This is a genomic window from Providencia sp. 21OH12SH02B-Prov (genome assembly GCF_027362595.1).
Taxonomy (GTDB): domain Bacteria; phylum Pseudomonadota; class Gammaproteobacteria; order Enterobacterales; family Enterobacteriaceae; genus Providencia; species Providencia zhejiangensis.
Window position 1 is genome coordinate 3,975,567 of record NZ_CP114796.1, and the last position, 17,229, is coordinate 3,992,795.

Annotated in this window: 10 protein-coding genes, 1 tRNA gene and 3 rRNA genes; 3 read left to right on the forward strand and 11 right to left on the reverse strand. The window is 44.6% G+C overall.

Annotated features, from left to right (window positions below; all coding sequences use genetic code 11):
* Positions 1–96 precede the first annotated feature (96 nt).
* The 3 genes from aceA to metA form a co-directional block, all read right to left on the reverse strand.
* Positions 97–1,404 carry an isocitrate lyase gene (gene aceA / locus O7C57_RS18300; RefSeq protein ID WP_154623066.1) on the reverse strand — a complete coding sequence of 436 codons (1,308 nt, stop codon included), beginning with the start codon at positions 1,402–1,404 and terminating at the stop codon, positions 97–99.
* A gap of 53 nt (positions 1,405–1,457) precedes the next feature.
* Complete coding sequence (aceB, locus tag O7C57_RS18305) at positions 1,458–3,056, reverse strand: malate synthase A (protein ID WP_154623067.1); 1,599 nt, start codon at positions 3,054–3,056, stop codon at positions 1,458–1,460.
* A gap of 365 nt (positions 3,057–3,421) precedes the next feature.
* Entirely contained in the window at positions 3,422–4,351 is a 930-nt protein-coding gene (metA, locus tag O7C57_RS18310) for a homoserine O-acetyltransferase MetA (RefSeq protein ID WP_269723423.1), read from the reverse strand.
* Positions 4,352–5,297: 946 nt separating this feature from the next.
* On the opposite strand from metA, the gene O7C57_RS18315 reads away from it, so the two are divergent.
* Positions 5,298–5,495 (forward strand): hypothetical protein, encoded by a 198-nt coding sequence (locus tag O7C57_RS18315; RefSeq protein WP_269723424.1) that lies wholly within the window; start codon positions 5,298–5,300, stop codon positions 5,493–5,495.
* Positions 5,496–5,501: 6 nt separating this feature from the next.
* On the opposite strand, the gene rrf is transcribed toward O7C57_RS18315, so the two are convergent.
* The 4 genes from rrf to O7C57_RS18335 all read right to left on the reverse strand — a co-directional run bounded on the left by rrf (position 5,502) and on the right by O7C57_RS18335 (position 10,743).
* Positions 5,502–5,617, reverse strand: a 5S ribosomal RNA gene (gene rrf, locus O7C57_RS18320).
* A 119-nt stretch (positions 5,618–5,736) separates the two neighbouring features.
* Positions 5,737–8,642 (reverse strand): 23S ribosomal RNA (locus tag O7C57_RS18325).
* Positions 8,643–8,993: 351 nt separating this feature from the next.
* Positions 8,994–9,069 (reverse strand) — tRNA-Glu (locus O7C57_RS18330).
* 134 nt (positions 9,070–9,203) lie between these two features.
* Positions 9,204–10,743, reverse strand: a 16S ribosomal RNA gene (locus tag O7C57_RS18335).
* Together the 16S, 23S and 5S rRNA genes with 1 tRNA gene alongside form the textbook arrangement of a ribosomal RNA operon.
* Before the next feature lie 806 nt (positions 10,744–11,549).
* Here O7C57_RS18335 and purH point away from each other — a divergent pair.
* Together purH and purD are read left to right on the forward strand one after the other, a co-directional pair.
* A complete protein-coding gene (gene purH, locus O7C57_RS18340; protein ID WP_154624805.1) occupies positions 11,550–13,139 on the forward strand; it encodes a bifunctional phosphoribosylaminoimidazolecarboxamide formyltransferase/IMP cyclohydrolase in 1,590 nt (529 codons plus the stop codon).
* Positions 13,140–13,158: 19 nt separating this feature from the next.
* A complete protein-coding gene (gene purD / locus O7C57_RS18345) occupies positions 13,159–14,442 on the forward strand; it encodes a phosphoribosylamine--glycine ligase (protein ID WP_163860569.1) in 1,284 nt (427 codons plus the stop codon).
* 234 nt (positions 14,443–14,676) lie between these two features.
* Here the strand turns inward: purD and O7C57_RS18350 are convergent, their stop codons facing one another.
* The 4 genes from O7C57_RS18350 to nfi all read right to left on the reverse strand — a co-directional run bounded on the left by O7C57_RS18350 (position 14,677) and on the right by nfi (position 17,196).
* Positions 14,677–15,300, reverse strand: coding sequence for a DUF1481 domain-containing protein (locus tag O7C57_RS18350; protein WP_154624803.1), 624 nt, complete (start codon positions 15,298–15,300; stop codon positions 14,677–14,679).
* 89 nt (positions 15,301–15,389) lie between these two features.
* On the reverse strand, positions 15,390–15,662 hold the full coding sequence (locus O7C57_RS18355) for an HU family DNA-binding protein (RefSeq protein ID WP_004924821.1): 273 nt from the start codon (positions 15,660–15,662) through the stop codon (positions 15,390–15,392).
* Positions 15,663–15,862: 200 nt separating this feature from the next.
* The gene (locus tag O7C57_RS18360) at positions 15,863–16,450 is read right to left on the reverse strand and encodes a YjaG family protein (protein ID WP_154624802.1); all 588 of its coding nucleotides are present in this window, start codon (positions 16,448–16,450) and stop codon (positions 15,863–15,865) included.
* Between the two features lie 74 nt (positions 16,451–16,524).
* Entirely contained in the window at positions 16,525–17,196 is a 672-nt protein-coding gene (gene nfi, locus O7C57_RS18365) for a deoxyribonuclease V (protein WP_196714209.1), read from the reverse strand.
* Positions 17,197–17,229 lie beyond the last annotated feature (33 nt).

The window sequence follows — 17,229 nt, forward strand, 5'->3', positions numbered from 1 at the left end:
CCGACAAAAAACGGCACTCGAAAGTGCCGAAAAAATAAAAAGCAGATACACGTGAACAAAAGGAATCGATGTGTCACTTAGGCAAAAATTTGCCTTTTAGAACTGTTCTTCTTCTGTCGACCCCGTCAAGGCAGTGACTGACGATGTGCCACCTTGAATGACGGTTGTGACCTTATCAAAGTAACCCGTGCCCACCTCTTGTTGATGCGAAGAGAAAGTATATCCTTTATTAATAGCCGCAAATTCACGTTCTTGTACCTTCTCAACATAATGCTTCATTCCCTCTCCTTGCGCATATGCATGAGCTAAGTCAAACATGTTAAACCACATGCTATGAATCCCCGCTAAGGTGATAAATTGGAAACGGTACCCCATCGCTGAAAGTTCATCTTGGAAGCGTGCAATCGTTGCATCATCTAGATTCTTCTTCCAATTAAATGAAGGTGAACAGTTATAAGCCAATAATTTTCCTGGGTATTTTGCATGAATCGCCTCAGCAAATTGGCGAGCAGCTTCCAAATCTGGCTTTGACGTTTCACACCAAACTAAATCGGCATATGGTGCATAAGCTAATCCACGGCTAATCGCTTGTTCGATCCCTGCTTTCGTACGGAAAAAGCCTTCATTGGTTCTTTCCCCTGTAATAAATTCAGCATCATAAGGATCACAGTCCGATGTTAAAAGATCAGCCGCATCCGCATCAGTTCTAGCGATCAGAATAGTTGCCACCCCTGAGACATCTGCTGCCAGTCGAGCGGCAACTAGTTTTTGTACCGCCTCTTGAGTTGGAACTAATACTTTTCCTCCCATATGGCCACACTTTTTAACCGCCGCTAGTTGATCTTCAAAGTGTACCGCCGCAGCCCCAGCTTCAATCATGCCTTTCATTAATTCAAAGGCATTAAGAACGCCACCAAAACCAGCTTCTGCATCAGCGACAATCGGTAAAAAGAAATCGATATATTCTTTATTTTCAGGTCCAATACCATTAGCCCACTGAATTTGATCCGCTCGACGGAACGTATTATTTATCTTTTTAACGACTGAAGGCACCGAATCCACGGGATATAACGATTGGTCAGGATACATACTTGAAGCCGTATTGGCATCCGCAGCGACTTGCCAACCAGAAAGATAGATAGCTTCAATGCCTGCTTTCGCTTGTTGTAATGCTTGACCGCCGGTTAATGCGCCCAACGCATTCACATAACCTTTTTTAGACTGGCCGTGAAGCTGCTCCCATAATCTTTGTGCTCCCTTGGTCGCAAGCGTATGTTCTGGGTTAACTGAACCACGCAGCTTCACCACTTCTTCAGCACTATAGGGGCGAGTAATGCCTTTCCAACGTGCTTTTTTCCATTCGTTCTCTAATTGGGTAATCTGCTCTGCGCGTGATATCGTCATGTTCGTATTCCTTATAATTTATGTAGGGTCTATGATGTTTTGTTCTATATTGATTACTGAATAAGTTGGTAGCCCGGCACAGTTAAAAATTCTATTAATTCGTCCTGTGTTGTTATCCTGCGCATTAAATCTGCTGCTTCACGGAAACGACCATGTTGGAATTTTTGATCGCCAAGCTCTTGTTGAATGACTTGCAACTCTTCATCTAGCATCTCTTCAAACAGTGCTTTCGTGACTTTTTCACCATTTGAAAGTGACTTTCCATGACGTATCCATTGCCAAATAGAGGTACGAGATATTTCAGCCGTCGCGGCATCTTCCATCAAACCATAAATAGGTACACACCCATTCCCAGAGATCCAAGCTTCGATATATTGCACCGCAACACGGATATTGGCTCTCATACCAGCTTCAGTTCTCTCACCTTCACAGGGCTGTAATAGCTGTTGAGCACTAATCTCTTCATCGGATTCACGAGACACATCTAATTGATTTTTGCGTTCACCTAAAACGTGATTAAAAACGTCCATGACAGTGTCAGCCAATCCTGGATGTGCAACCCAAGAACCATCATGCCCATTGCGTGCTTCCAGCTCTTTATCCGCTTTAACTTTCGCTAAGATAGCCTTGTTTTCTTCCGCGTCTTTACTTGGAATAAAGGCCGACATGCCTCCCATCGCAAAAGCGCCTCTACGATGGCAGGTTTTAATTAATAAACGCGAATAAGCACTTAAAAAAGGTTGTGTCATCGTCACTACCTGACGATCAGGCAAGACTCTATCTGAATGCTCTTTTAATGTTTTGATATAACTAAAAATGTAATCCCAACGGCCACAGTTAAGCCCAACAATGTGATGACGCATGTGATATAAAATTTCATCCATTTGAAAAACAGCAGGCAGTGTTTCAATAAGAACGGTCGCTTTAATCGTTCCTCTTGGTAAACCAACGGTATCTTCAGCCGCGCTAAACACATCACTCCACCACTTAGCCTCTTGCCAAGACTCAAGTTTCGGTATGTAAAAATAAGGGCCACTTCCTTTTGCCAGTAACGCTGCATAGTTATGGAAAAAGTAGAGAGCGAAATCAAACAGGCCACCAGGAATTGGTTTTCCCTCGAGCAATACATGTTTTTCATCTAAATGCAGGCCACGCACACGGGCAATCAGGACTGCTGGATTAGATTTTAATTGGTAGACCTTTCCATTTTCATTGGTATAGGAGATATCCCCACGAATTGCATCTCTTAAATTTATTTGACCATCAATCAATTTATCCCATGACGGAGAAAGGGAATCTTCAAAGTCAGCCATAAAAACTTTTACATTGGCATTCAGTGCATTAATCACCATTTTGCGTTCAACAGGGCCAGTGATCTCGACTCGGCGATCACGCAAATCCTCAGGGATATTTTGAATTTTCCAGTCGGAATTTTTAATGGAATCACTTTCTGAAATAAAATCAGGTAACACGCCTGAGTCAATTTGCTGCTGTTTAACCTGCCGTTCTTTTAATAAAGATTCTCTTTTAGCTGAAAATTTTTCTGCAAGATCCGACAGAAAAGCGATAGCATCAGCCGTTAGCACCTCGCTATCTTGCTGATTAAAACTGTTTGTAAACGTTAATGTTGATGCTGATAACTGCTGGTCCATTAGTCAATCCTCATTCATGTCCGCCGATAGAATTAAGATTAACCTAAAATAAAAATAAATCAAAAACGGTTTCCATTTTATTTTAAAACCAACATAATCACTTGATAATAAACATAATTTAAATAAATTTAATTATGATTATACGTTCCCTTTTAAGATGATAAAATGTTAAATATAAGTTAAATCAATGTGTTATGAAAATAACAACTCATTATCAATTTATCGTAAAAAACAAAAAAGCAGCCAATAAATGGCTGCTTTGATTCTTCCAAAAACACATAACTTAGTTTAACTAACTAAAAATACTTACAACTCACATTTAATACTCTTTTAAATCGCTATTTTACTAGAATATTGACTGTTTTTTAGTCTAAAGTAGGTTCCATATGGCTAAGATCAAAAGGTGTGATCTGATACACATAATAATTCAACCAATTAGAGAAAAGTAGGTGACCATGACTACGCCAGCTAACAATGGGATCCTTTTCCGGATCATTTTCTTTAAAATAATTACACGGTATTTTAGGTGAGAGGCCTGCATCCATATCACGCCAATATTCCTGAGCAAGGGTTTCGGCATCATATTCCGGATGACCTGTAACAAAAACCAGTCGTTTATCTTTCGATGCGAATAAATATGCGCCCGCTTCTTGTGAACTCGCCAATATTTCTAAATCGGTATACTCGCGAATAAGTTTTTCAGGAAAATCAGCATAACGTGAATGTGGTGCATAAAAAGAGCCATCAAATCCCCTTGTTAACAAGGCGAAAGGTTCAAGGGTATCATGCTGATAGATACCAGATAGCTTTTCTTCTCGAGTCCATTTAGGGAGGTCATAAAGTACTTTAAGCGCCGCTTGCACAGCCCAGCAAACAAATAGGGTCGATGTCACATGATCCTTCGCCCAGTGAAGAACTTTTTCTATTTGTTCCCAATACGCCACATCACAAAACTCCACTAGGCCAAGGGGTGCACCCGTGACGATTAATCCATCAAAGTTTTGGTCTTTAATATCGTCAAAGTCACAATAAAACGTATCCAAATGTTCTGTTGGAGTATTTTTAGATTCTCGCTGGTCAATACGTAATAATTGAATATCGACTTGAAGCGGAGTATTCGATAGTAAACGTAAAAATTGGTTTTCAGTTTCAATCTTTTTAGGCATTAAGTTAAGCAGTAATACTTTCAAGGGACGGATCTCCTGAAGGCTTGCTCTTGTCGTTGTCATGACAAAAACATTTTCTTCTCGCAAGAAATTTACCGCGGGCAACTCATCTGGTAAACGAATTGGCATCCTTTATCCCCTTTTATACATTTATACGTTTAGACTTCTAGAATGCCAAACAATTTAACTAAAATTGCCCCCAATGTCGAGACTTTCACGACCAATTGAAATAATTTCAAGATATTAGATTAAATTCACTTCTCCTTATAAATATATAAGACTTATAATTAATTGATTATAAAGATATTATTATAAAAACCATCAGGTTATATAACTCAAAATTTATTAGAATTTGTATTTATATAATATGTAATTTATCGAATCTGGAAGAAGTAGCTGATTGGATAGAAAGATGGCAGGAAGGAGTGAGACTCGATGCTGTAGCGAATGATAAATAGCAATTAATAGCAGTAAAATGTAAGCGGCCAATCATCACTCATGCAACTCTACACCTATATCTCGTATTCGAACTAGCCCTCATAAAGGATGCGTGACTCGTTTATCACTAACCGATATAGCAAGCAGAAATGGCATAAGATCAATAAACTGGATGACTTTTACTTTATGAGTTGATTTTATTGATATTATTAGTTGTCGTATTTTAATAAAAAATGCAGAAAAAAACGCTTTAAACGACTGATTCATTCTTTAAATTAATTAATTTTCAAAAATTTAATTGTTAAAGTGTTAAAACTTACTTATAGATCGCTAAATTATTATCGATACTCAATAAATATTCGTTTCCTTCTATTATGGTCAGAATAATAAAAAACCATCTTCAACAAGAATGAGCTAAAGGTCGTCAATGATCTCTACCGCTATTTGACTCTCCCCTAACAGCCTCTGAGGCCAGAGCTTATAAGCTAGCGAGTTATTTACCTATAAGTTGATGAGATGGATATCGAGTACTCAGTATGATAAAGCGATCTAAACCATTATGTTCCATTATGTTATTTAGATACCGATTGCGATTCATAAAAATAAACACCAGTCATCCTATAAAATGATCTCAACCATGAAAATAAGTCGAATAGTGAGCCATTCCTTTATCTCTACTCAATGTATTGGCCATCAATATGCGGTTCGCTGGTGCAGGATTGGCAAGGAAGCGCCGGGGATGGGGTTGGTGGTGACAGTAAGGCAGAAGGATGATAAAACGGTATCACATCCCCCAAACGCAAAAAAGCCACCCATCGGGTGGCTTTCTCACTAATTTAATGTCTGGCAGTTCCCTACTCTCACATGGGGAGACCCCACACTACCATCGGCGCTACGGCGTTTCACTGCTGAGTTCGGCATGGGGTCAGGTGGGACCACCGCGCTATTGCCGCCAGACAAATTCGGTTTTCGTTCCCGTCGGCTTCCACCAACCAGAACAGCAATCTTGAACAAGCTAATTTCTCGCACTCTGCGTGCGCTTCACAACGTTCTCTCTAAAACACCTTCGGTGTTGTCAGGTTAAGCCTCACGGTTCATTAGTACTGGTTAGCTCAACGTATCGCTACGCTTACACACCCAGCCTATCAACGTCTTAGTCTTAAACGTTCCTTTAGGACCCTTAAAGAGTCAGGGAAGACTCATCTCAAGGCAAGTTTCCCGCTTAGATGCTTTCAGCGGTTATCTCTTCCGCACTTAGCTACCGGGCAGTGCCATTGGCATGACAACCCGAACACCAGTGGTGCGTCCACTCCGGTCCTCTCGTACTAGGAGCAGCCCCTTTCAATCTTCCAACGCCCACGGCAGATAGGGACCGAACTGTCTCACGACGTTCTAAACCCAGCTCGCGTACCACTTTAAATGGCGAACAGCCATACCCTTGGGACCTACTTCAGCCCCAGGATGTGATGAGCCGACATCGAGGTGCCAAACACCGCCGTCGATATGAACTCTTGGGCGGTATCAGCCTGTTATCCCCGGAGTACCTTTTATCCGTTGAGCGATGGCCCTTCCATTCAGAACCACCGGATCACTAAGACCTACTTTCGTACCTGCTCGAGCCGTCACTCTCGCAGTCAAGCTGGCTTATGCCTTTGCACTAACCGCATGATGTCCGACCATGCTTAGCCAACCTTCGTGCTCCTCCGTTACTCTTTGGGAGGAGACCGCCCCAGTCAAACTACCCACCAGACACTGTCCGCACCCCAGATGATGGGGCCACGTTAGAACATCAAACATTAAAGGGTGGTATTTCAAGGTTGGCTCCATGCAGACTGGCGTCCACACTTCAAAGCCTCCCACCTATCCTACACATCAAGGCTCAATGTTCAGTGTCAAGCTATAGTAAAGGTTCACGGGGTCTTTCCGTCTTGCCGCGGGTACACTGCATCTTCACAGCGAGTTCAATTTCACTGAGTCTCGGGTGGAGACAGCCTGGCCATCATTACGCCATTCGTGCAGGTCGGAACTTACCCGACAAGGAATTTCGCTACCTTAGGACCGTTATAGTTACGGCCGCCGTTTACTGGGGCTTCGATCAAGAGCTTCTCCTTACGGATAACCCCATCAATTAACCTTCCAGCACCGGGCAGGCGTCACACCGTATACGTCCACTTTCGTGTTTGCACAGTGCTGTGTTTTTAATAAACAGTTGCAGCCAGCTGGTATCTGCGACTGGCTTCAGCTCCATCCGCGAGGGACTTCACCTAGCGCCAGCGTGCCTTCTCCCGAAGTTACGGCACCATTTTGCCTAGTTCCTTCACCCGAGTTCTCTCAAGCGCCTGAGTATTCTCTACCTGACCACCTGTGTCGGTTTGGGGTACGATTAATGATAATCTAGAGCTTAGAGGCTTTTCCTGGAAGCGGGGCATGAGCTACTTCGCCACCGTAGTGACTCGTCATCAGACCTCAGCATGTAGTGAACCGGATTTGCCTAATTCACCTGCCTACATCCTTAAACCGGGACAACCGTCGCCCGGCCAGCCTAGCCTTCTCCGTCCCCCCATCGCAATTATCACCAGTACAGGAATATTAACCTGTTTCCCATCGACTACGCATTTCTGCCTCGCCTTAGGGGTCGACTCACCCTGCCCCGATTAACGTTGGACAGGAACCCTTGGTCTTCCGGCGTGCGGGTTTTTCACCCGCATTATCGTTACTTATGTCAGCATTCGCACTTCTGATACCTCCAGCATGCCTCACAGCACACCTTCACAGGCTTACAGAACGCTCCCCTACCCAACAACATCTAAATGTCGCTGCCGCAGCTTCGGTGCATGGTTTAGCCCCGTTACATCTTCCGCGCAGGCCGACTCGACCAGTGAGCTATTACGCTTTCTTTAAATGATGGCTGCTTCTAAGCCAACATCCTGGCTGTCTGAGCCTTCCCACTTCGTTTCCCACTTAACCATAACTTTGGGACCTTAGCTGGCGGTCTGGGTTGTTTCCCTCTTCACGACGAACGTTAGCACCCGCCGTGTGTCTCCCGTGATAACATTCTTCGGTATTCGTAGTTTGCATCGGGTTGGTAAGTCGGGATGACCCCCTAGCCGAAACAGTGCTCTACCCCCGAAGATGAGTTCACGAGGCGCTACCTAAATAGCTTTCGGGGAGAACCAGCTATCTCCCGGTTTGATTGGCCTTTCACCCCCAGCCACAAGTCATCCGCTAATTTTTCAACATTAGTCGGTTCGGTCCTCCAGTTAGTGTTACCCAACCTTCAACCTGCCCATGGCTAGATCACCGGGTTTCGGGTCTATACCCTGCAACTTATTCGCCCAGTTAAGACTCGGTTTCCCTACGGCTCCCCTATACGGTTAACCTTGCTACAGAATATAAGTCGCTGACCCATTATACAAAAGGTACGCAGTCACACCTAAAAGGTGCTCCCACTGCTTGTACGTACACGGTTTCAGGTTCTATTTCACTCCCCTCGCCGGGGTTCTTTTCGCCTTTCCCTCACGGTACTGGTTCACTATCGGTCAATCAGGAGTATTTAGCCTTGGAGGATGGTCCCCCCATATTCAGACAGGATAACACGTGTCCCGCCCTACTCGTCGAGTTCACAACACCAACACCTTCGGATACGGGGCTATCACCCTTTACTGCCGGACTTTCCAGACCGTTCTCCTGATGCTGATGCTGATTAAGACTCTGGGCTGCTCCCCGTTCGCTCGCCGCTACCAGGGGAATCTCGGTTGATTTCTTTTCCTCGAGGTACTGAGATGTTTCAGTTCCCTCGGTTCGCCTCGTTTGACTATGGATTCATCAAACGATAGTGCAACGAATTGCACTGGGTTTCCCCATTCGGACATCGTCGGCTATAGCGGTTCATATCACCTTACCGACGCTTTTCGCAGATTAGCACGTCCTTCATCGCCTCTGATTGCCTAGGCATCCACCGTGTACGCTTAGTCGCTTAACCTCACAACCCGAAGGTGTCTTTTCGTGTCGTTCTGACCGGTAATGGCTGCGCGTGGTGAACTTCTGCGTTGGGCAGTGCTCGCAATGCTCACGTACCAATGTACGCTGCGCTTGCTGTGCGCTGTCCGCCTTGAATTTCACACTGCTCGCTCATTACATTTGCCATCATGACAAAACAGCATTCGCGTTGAGATTTTTGAGAGACTCTCACATTGTTTAAGCGATAAACAATGTGCGTTGTTTCAATTTTCAGCTTGTTCCAGATTGTTAAAGAGCATAATTGTTAAACTAACTCAGTGAATTAGTTTAATCATTATTGAGGACATCGTCTTTCACTCGATATCGGCGCAATTGGCGTCCCCTAGGGGATTCGAACCCCTGTTACCGCCGTGAAAGGGCGGTGTCCTAGGCCTCTAGACGAAGGGGACACGAAATATTGCACAACTATGTTGTGGCCTATTTCATGCAAGTCTTACCCTGTGGTAAGTCTCCCACGTATAGCCTATTGCTCTACTTTTCATCAGACAATCTGTGTGAACACTTCACAGAAACACTTCAATGGTAAGGAGGTGATCCAACCGCAGGTTCCCCTACGGTTACCTTGTTACGACTTCACCCCAGTCATGGATCACAAAGTGGTAAGCGCCCTCCCGAAGGTTAAGCTACCTACTTCTTTTGCAACCCACTCCCATGGTGTGACGGGCGGTGTGTACAAGGCCCGGGAACGTATTCACCGTAGCATTCTGATCTACGATTACTAGCGATTCCGACTTCATGGAGTCGAGTTGCAGACTCCAATCCGGACTACGACGTACTTTATGAGTTCCGCTTGCTCTCGCGAGGTCGCTTCTCTTTGTATACGCCATTGTAGCACGTGTGTAGCCCTACTCGTAAGGGCCATGATGACTTGACGTCATCCCCACCTTCCTCCGGTTTATCACCGGCAGTCTCCTTTGAGTTCCCGACCGAATCGCTGGCAACAAAGGATAAGGGTTGCGCTCGTTGCGGGACTTAACCCAACATTTCACAACACGAGCTGACGACAGCCATGCAGCACCTGTCTCAGAGTTCCCGAAGGCACTAAAGCATCTCTGCTAAATTCTCTGGATGTCAAGAGTAGGTAAGGTTCTTCGCGTTGCATCGAATTAAACCACATGCTCCACCGCTTGTGCGGGCCCCCGTCAATTCATTTGAGTTTTAACCTTGCGGCCGTACTCCCCAGGCGGTCGATTTAACGCGTTAGCTCCGGAAGCCACACCTCAAGGGCACAACCTCCAAATCGACATCGTTTACAGCGTGGACTACCAGGGTATCTAATCCTGTTTGCTCCCCACGCTTTCGCACCTGAGCGTCAGTCTTTGTCCAGGGGGCCGCCTTCGCCACCGGTATTCCTCCACATCTCTACGCATTTCACCGCTACACATAGAATTCTACCCCCCTCTACAAGACTCTAGCTGACCAGTCTTAGATGCCATTCCCAGGTTAAGCCCGGGGATTTCACATCTAACTTAATCAACCGCCTGCGTGCGCTTTACGCCCAGTAATTCCGATTAACGCTTGCACCCTCCGTATTACCGCGGCTGCTGGCACGGAGTTAGCCGGTGCTTCTTCTGTCGGTAACGTCAATCGTTGATGATATTAGCATCAACGCCTTCCTCCCGACTGAAAGTACTTTACAACCCTAGGGCCTTCTTCATACACGCGGCATGGCTGCATCAGGCTTGCGCCCATTGTGCAATATTCCCCACTGCTGCCTCCCGTAGGAGTCTGGGCCGTGTCTCAGTCCCAGTGTGGCTGATCATCCTCTCAGACCAGCTAGGGATCGTCGCCTAGGTGAGCCATTACCCCACCTACTAGCTAATCCCATATGGGTTCATCCGATAGCGCAAGGCCCGAAGGTCCCCTGCTTTGCTCCTTAGAGATTATGCGGTATTAGCCACCGTTTCCAGTAGTTATCCCCCTCTATCGGGCAGATCCCCATACATTACTCACCCGTCCGCCGCTCGTCAGCGGGAAGCAAGCTTCCCCTGTTACCGCTCGACTTGCATGTGTTAGGCCTGCCGCCAGCGTTCAATCTGAGCCATGATCAAACTCTTCAATTAAAAGTGTTTGATGCTCAAAGAATTAAACTGTTTATCAATTCGCTTCTGTTCGGCTAACATTGTCGGCTTCGCTCCGCTTTCCTCGCCGTACCTCAGTACTGTCTTGGAAATGCTCACTCGCCTTCGCGTTATCCTTCCACAATCGAATTGCACATTGTTAGTTCATATATGAATTAACGTGTTAGTCACTCTTCAAGACTTAAAATCAAATATTTTTTTGATAGTGTCCTGTGAGTGCCCACACAGATTGTCTGATAAATTGTTAAAGAGCGTTGCGACTTTATCTTTCGATATTAACCGTTTAGGTTGTTGTCGCGAGGTGTCGTATACTACATTTTTCTGTCAGAAAGTCAAGTGATTATTTTTAACTTTTTCTCTCTTTTTCACCTCAGTCATCACGAGGGTTTCTTTTTCAACCTGACCACCGAAGCGGTTTGTCGTGACAACGGATGCGCATTATAGGGAGTCAGGAAATTCTGGCAACTCTTTTTTTCACTTTTTTGTTTGATTGATGCATTCCACAGCAAAACACCCCCTTATACAGTCTTATTCACAATGTTATCCACAATCATAAAAATAATTAAAATATAACGCGCATTACGCAAACGTTTGCGTTACAATTAGCCTGAAAATTCATCGTTGATTTTGTTTTTATGTTCTGAAATTGTTAGTAGGTTATCTCTATCTATTACGATGTTGATGCATTTAAGCGATGGCAACACACAATAGATATATAAGAAGAGTCATTTTACTCTTTCCACTAACTCTTACGGTTTTATTGCTTTCTTATCCAAGGGATCTATCTCATGCAACAGCTTCGTCCTATTCGTCGTGCCCTTCTCAGTGTTTCTGATAAAACAGGTGTTGTTGAATTCGCTAAGGCGCTTTCTCAGCGAGGTGTTGAACTGCTCTCTACCGGTGGAACCGCAAAACTGCTTGCAGAGTCAGGGTTAAACGTTACCGAAGTTTCAGACTATACGGGGTTCCCTGAAATGATGGATGGGCGAGTAAAAACACTACACCCTAAAGTGCATGGCGGTATTTTAGGCCGCCGAGGTATAGATGATGCAATCATGCAACAGCATGCTATCGAGCCGATAGATATGGTCGTTGTAAATTTATATCCATTCGCACAAACAGTTGCCAAACCTAATTGCACTTTAGAAGATGCTGTTGAGAACATCGATATTGGTGGGCCAACAATGGTTCGCTCTGCGGCTAAAAACCATAAAGATGTCGCGATTGTTGTTAACTGCCTTGATTACGAAAAAATCATAGAAGAACTCGATAATCACGATAATTCATTAAATTGGTCCACACGTTTTGACCTTGCAATTAAAGCATTCGAACATACCGCTGCGTATGACAGCATGATTGCTAACTATTTTGGTGAGCTAGTCGCTCCTTATTATGGTGATACAACACAGCCTTCCGGACGCTTTCCTCGTACCTTGAATTTAAACTTCATTAAAAAACAAGATATGCGCTATGGCGAAAACAGCCATCAAGATGCCGCTTTCTATATAGAAGAAAATCCTCAAGAAGCGTCTATCGCAACAGCGACACAGATCCAAGGCAAGGCATTGTCTTATAATAATATAGCGGACACAGATGCCGCTTTGGAATGCGTAAAATCTTTTGAAGAGCCTGCGTGTGTGATAGTCAAACACGCTAACCCTTGTGGTGTTGCAATCGGTAACAACATCCACGCGGCGTATGAACGTGCATTTAAAACCGATCCAACTTCGGCTTTTGGTGGCATTATCGCATTTAACCGTATGCTAGATAAAACGACCGCCGAAGCCATTATTGAACGTCAATTCGTTGAAGTCATTATCGCGCCAACCGTTGCAGACGATGCGCTTTCTATATTAGCAACAAAGCAAAATGTTCGAGTTCTGACCTGTGGAGAGTGGAATAAACCTATTGCGGGGCTAGATTTCAAACGTGTTAATGGCGGTTTGCTAGTACAAGATCGTGATTTAGGCATGGTTCAGGCCGATGAGCTACGTGTAGTCACAAAACGTCAACCGACTGAACGTGAATTAAAAGATGCTATGTTCTGCTGGAAGGTGGCTAAATTTGTGAAGTCCAATGCGATTGTGTATGCCAAAAACGATATGACAATTGGAATTGGTGCAGGCCAAATGAGTCGAGTCTACTCAGCCAAAATAGCGGGTATCAAAGCCGCCGATGAAGGCTTAGAAGTCGCAGGTTGTGCAATGGCATCCGATGCCTTTTTCCCATTCCGAGATGGTATTGATGCAGCAGCAGCAGTTGGTGTCACTTGTGTGATCCAGCCTGGAGGCTCTATTCGCGATAACGAAGTCATTGATGCCGCTAACGAACATGGTATTGCCATGATTTTCACGAATATGCGTCATTTCCGCCATTAATTTAACGTGGGGTAACAGTATGAATATTTTAATTATTGGTGGTGGCGGCCGCGAACATGCTTTAGCGTGGAAAGCGGCACAATCTCCGCTTGCAGATAAAGTTTATGTCGCTCCAGGTAATGCAGGTACTGCATTAGAACCATCACTGGAAAATGTTGCTATTTCTGCAACTGATATTGATGGTTTATTAACGTTTGCAAAAGAAAAGCAAATTGGCTTAACCATTGTTGGGCCTGAGGCGCCTTTAGTACTTGGGGTGGTTGACGCATTTCAAAAAGCAGGCCTAACCATTTTTGGGCCGACTCAAGGAGCGGCCCAGCTAGAAGGCTCTAAGGCTTTTACTAAGGACTTCTTAGCTCGCCATAATATTCCAACCGCTGCCTATCAAAATTTTACCGAGGTAGAACCAGCATTAGCCTACTTAGATAGAGTCGGTGCCCCCATCGTAATTAAAGCCGATGGACTTGCTGCGGGTAAAGGTGTGATCGTCGCGATGACGCTCGAAGAAGCTAAAGATGCCGTACAGGATATGCTTGCGGGTAATGCATTTGGTGATGCAGGTCATCGTATCGTTATTGAGGAATTCCTTGATGGCGAAGAAGCCAGTTTTATCGTCATGGTGGATGGTGAAAATGTTATTCCTATGGCAACCAGTCAAGATCACAAACGTGTTGGTGATGGTGATACCGGATTGAATACTGGCGGTATGGGGGCATATTCCCCCGCTCCTGTTGTGACAGATGAGATCCACCAACGCGTTATGGAACAAGTTATCTATCCAACAGTGCAAGGGATGGATGCAGAAGGTCATCGCTATCAAGGTTTCCTCTATGCAGGACTCATGATTGACAAAGCAGGCAATCCAAAAGTTATCGAGTTTAACTGCCGTTTTGGTGATCCTGAAACTCAGCCAATTATGATGCGTCTACAATCTGATCTCGTTGAATTATGTCTTGCTGGCGCAAAAGGTGAGTTAGCAGGTAAGGGTTCATCATGGGATGAGCGCCCTGCATTAGGCATTGTTATTGCTGCGGGTGGTTACCCTGGCGACTATCGTAACGGTGATGTGATCCTCGGTTTACCAACCGAAGAAGCGACAGATAGCAAAGTGTTCCATGCGGGAACAAAACTGAAAGATGGCGATGTCGTAACGGCTGGCGGGCGCGTACTGTGTGTCACAGCCCTCGGTAATGATATTGCTCAAGCCCAGCAAAAAGCCTATCAAGCCGCGGCAAATATCCATTGGGATGGCAGTTTTTACCGTAAAGATATTGGCTATCGTGCCATTGCACGTTTGAAGTAACGACCACAAAAAACTCAGTCCATTAAGCTGATAAACAGGTTTCAACAAAACCGCTTTATCAGCTTTTTTATTGTATTTCTGTTTTTGTTTCTAACAGACAAAAGCTCTAAGTATTTCGTAGCCTAACTAGGCGGCACAGTAACTTATCTTCAGGAGTATACACAGGTATGTGACTGGGGGGGTGAGTTGCTGAAGCCAACAACGTGAGAATGCGCAAGACGACAAGCGGTGAGATTACAATGAATCTTTACTAGGTTGCCAGCGACAAAAATCCGTATCTGCTACCATCAAAAGCTGATTTCCTTCGGGCGATTCCAACCAAGCAATATTTAATTGCTTATGCCACACCTTTGCCCGATTTTCTAACCAATTCTGAGCATAAGGCTCAAAGATGACTTTTTTGGTATCGCCTTCACAAGTAACCACTTTGTCTTGTGACCAGTGACCTTGATACAACTTAACATCACCAACAACTAGGGCTGTATTAATATCGAGAATACGTTTCGCTTCAAAACGCCAGCGGATAATATCATCAGACGACAGAGCTGTTTTGCGATCTTTTTCTACGCGTTGCATAAAAACGACATCATCGTTTTTATCAAAGCGAAGCTGTTCCATGATTTCTTGTTCGCCTGCATTTAAGATCTGGCTACGGATTTGCCAAAGCTGACCTGAACGGTATTCAAAGAAATTAACTGAGGTATCGGTGCCTTTATAGGGGCTGTAAACCACCATTAGCACTTGAGGGTCATGTTTAGCATCGTTCAGACGCCACATACGGATTACGCCATTATCAGCGATAAATCCACTTGCACTAAATTCTGGGAAGTTAGAGCGAGAAGAACAGGCGCTGAGCATTGAGAGTGCTCCCAATACCAGCAACCCTTTCCGAATGAACAAAAGGGGTCGTAGTCTCCCCCTCCTGATAATTCTTGTTTGCAACTTTCTTATTTTACCGCTTCTTTCAGTGCTTTACCGGCAGAGAAAGCAGGAACGTTAGTTGCTGGGATAGTGATTTCTTCGCGAGTTTGCGGGTTACGACCGGTACGCTCTGCACGGTGGCTGACTTTGAAAGTACCGAAACCGACCAGTTGTACTTGCTCGCCTTTTTTCAGCGTTTCTGAGATAGCATTCAGTGTTGATTCTAATGCTGCTTTTGCCTGTACTTTAGTCAGATCTGCTGATTCTGCGATAGCATCAACTAATTCAGTCTTGTTCATAAATTATCCTTACACAGTGTGTTTATCGTTTGCAAAGCATCGAGTGCGTCGGATATGCCAAATTGACAGCCCCTGATACACGCCCCCGATAGCCACTTCTCTTCTTGCCCCTAAATGTAGACCAGTCTAGGGGCAAATGTGAAGTCTTAGTCATCAGCATTACTGCTCTAAGTCACGTTTTATCAATGAAAACGCGAAAATTAGCTGATTGCAATGCCAATATTACTGACTCCCGCCTCGCGGAGGTCAGCTTTTAATCCATTAATTAACTCTAAGTCTCGCTCTTCACAGGCAGCCAGTAAACGGAAAATTTCCCACTGGATATCCCATTCTTCCTCAACAGAGGATAATTCTTTTAGTTCCTGCTCTGACATTTCCTTTCCGGCTTGCGTCATTTCGAGCATAGCAACGGTACGAATCGACACTTCACTAACCGCAATAGCATGACTCAGGGTCTCACCGCTTAATTTAGAGTGAATGACTTCGCCTAAGGCAATACAAGCATCAATCGCTGGATAAACGCCATACATGTCAAAATCATCAGCCGATGGGATGATTTCCTCTAATTTTTCTAACTGATTGTCGAAATTAATTTTGCTATCTTTTACGACCAGTGTTTCCCAAACCAAATCAAGTATGGCGCGGTAAACTTTTGCATCAGCAAACGAACTTTGTTGGCAAAACATTTGAAAGTTGGGGTACATTCTTTCGCACAAGCATGCCATAAAAGTAACATGTTGCCAGCTTTCTAGTTTTTCCAACCTCAAATGAATGGGATTTCTTAACATAATTTCTGACTCATCAATCTTAATGCTTCGCAGTTTACCTGAAAATCGGACAATGCCACATATTTTGCTGATAATTAGCTAGATTTCCCTTTCATTCGCTCAAAAAACGCTCGATTCGAGGCAATTCCATCCGCAAAACGTGTTGGCTCTGGGAGTCTGTAGCCCTTCAAACAACCTTCGACCCATTTTAAGGAAGAGTCAACACTCACTTTGTGACCTGGCGAAATAAACAGTGGGTTACAACGCTTTTTGCTTCTCAGCACCCATCCAAGTGGTTCTTCTCCATGGGTCAGTGGTTGGACACTGTCTTTTTCCTCATCGACCAATTTATAGTCGCCATACAATCGACTTTTAGCAACCCCGATTGTAGGAATATCAACCTGTAAGCCAAAATGGCATGCAACACCAAAACGTCGAGGATGAGCGATTCCTTGCCCATCAACTAACACTAATTCAGGTTTATGATTGAGTTGTTCCCAAGCCGCTACCAACCCGGGCACTTCACGAAAAGAGAGTAATCCAGGGATATAAGGTAACTGAGTCGGTATTCGTGCAATCTGATATTCAACCAATTGTAAGTCGGGCCAAGATAAAACCGCTATCACCGCACGTGTGATAGCGCCTTGTTGTTCAAAACCAACATCGGCTCCACCAATCAAAGTCGGTTGTAAATCCTCATCACGTAATACAACCCGTTGTGCGTTTTCTATTTGCTGTTGTCGCAACAAGTGGGTATCTATTGTCATGGTGAACTCAATACTAAATATGATTAACGATTA

Bases quoted from the DNA above. Each gene is read 5' to 3' on its own strand.
- purD (WP_163860569.1), top strand. From the start codon at position 13,159: ATGAATATTTTAATTATTGGTGGTGGCGGCCGCGAACATGCTTTAGCG.
- aceA (WP_154623066.1), bottom strand. From the start codon at position 1,404: ATGACGATATCACGCGCAGAGCAGATTACCCAATTAGAGAACGAATGG.
- metA (WP_269723423.1), bottom strand. From the start codon at position 4,351: ATGCCAATTCGTTTACCAGATGAGTTGCCCGCGGTAAATTTCTTGCGA.
- nfi (WP_196714209.1), bottom strand. From the start codon at position 17,196: ATGACAATAGATACCCACTTGTTGCGACAACAGCAAATAGAAAACGCA.
- O7C57_RS18360 (WP_154624802.1), bottom strand. From the start codon at position 16,450: ATGTTAAGAAATCCCATTCATTTGAGGTTGGAAAAACTAGAAAGCTGG.
- purH (WP_154624805.1), top strand. From the start codon at position 11,550: ATGCAACAGCTTCGTCCTATTCGTCGTGCCCTTCTCAGTGTTTCTGAT.
- O7C57_RS18355 (WP_004924821.1), bottom strand. From the start codon at position 15,662: ATGAACAAGACTGAATTAGTTGATGCTATCGCAGAATCAGCAGATCTG.
- aceB (WP_154623067.1), bottom strand. From the start codon at position 3,056: ATGGACCAGCAGTTATCAGCATCAACATTAACGTTTACAAACAGTTTT.
- O7C57_RS18315 (WP_269723424.1), top strand. From the start codon at position 5,298: ATGAAAATAAGTCGAATAGTGAGCCATTCCTTTATCTCTACTCAATGT.
- O7C57_RS18350 (WP_154624803.1), bottom strand. From the start codon at position 15,300: ATGCTCAGCGCCTGTTCTTCTCGCTCTAACTTCCCAGAATTTAGTGCA.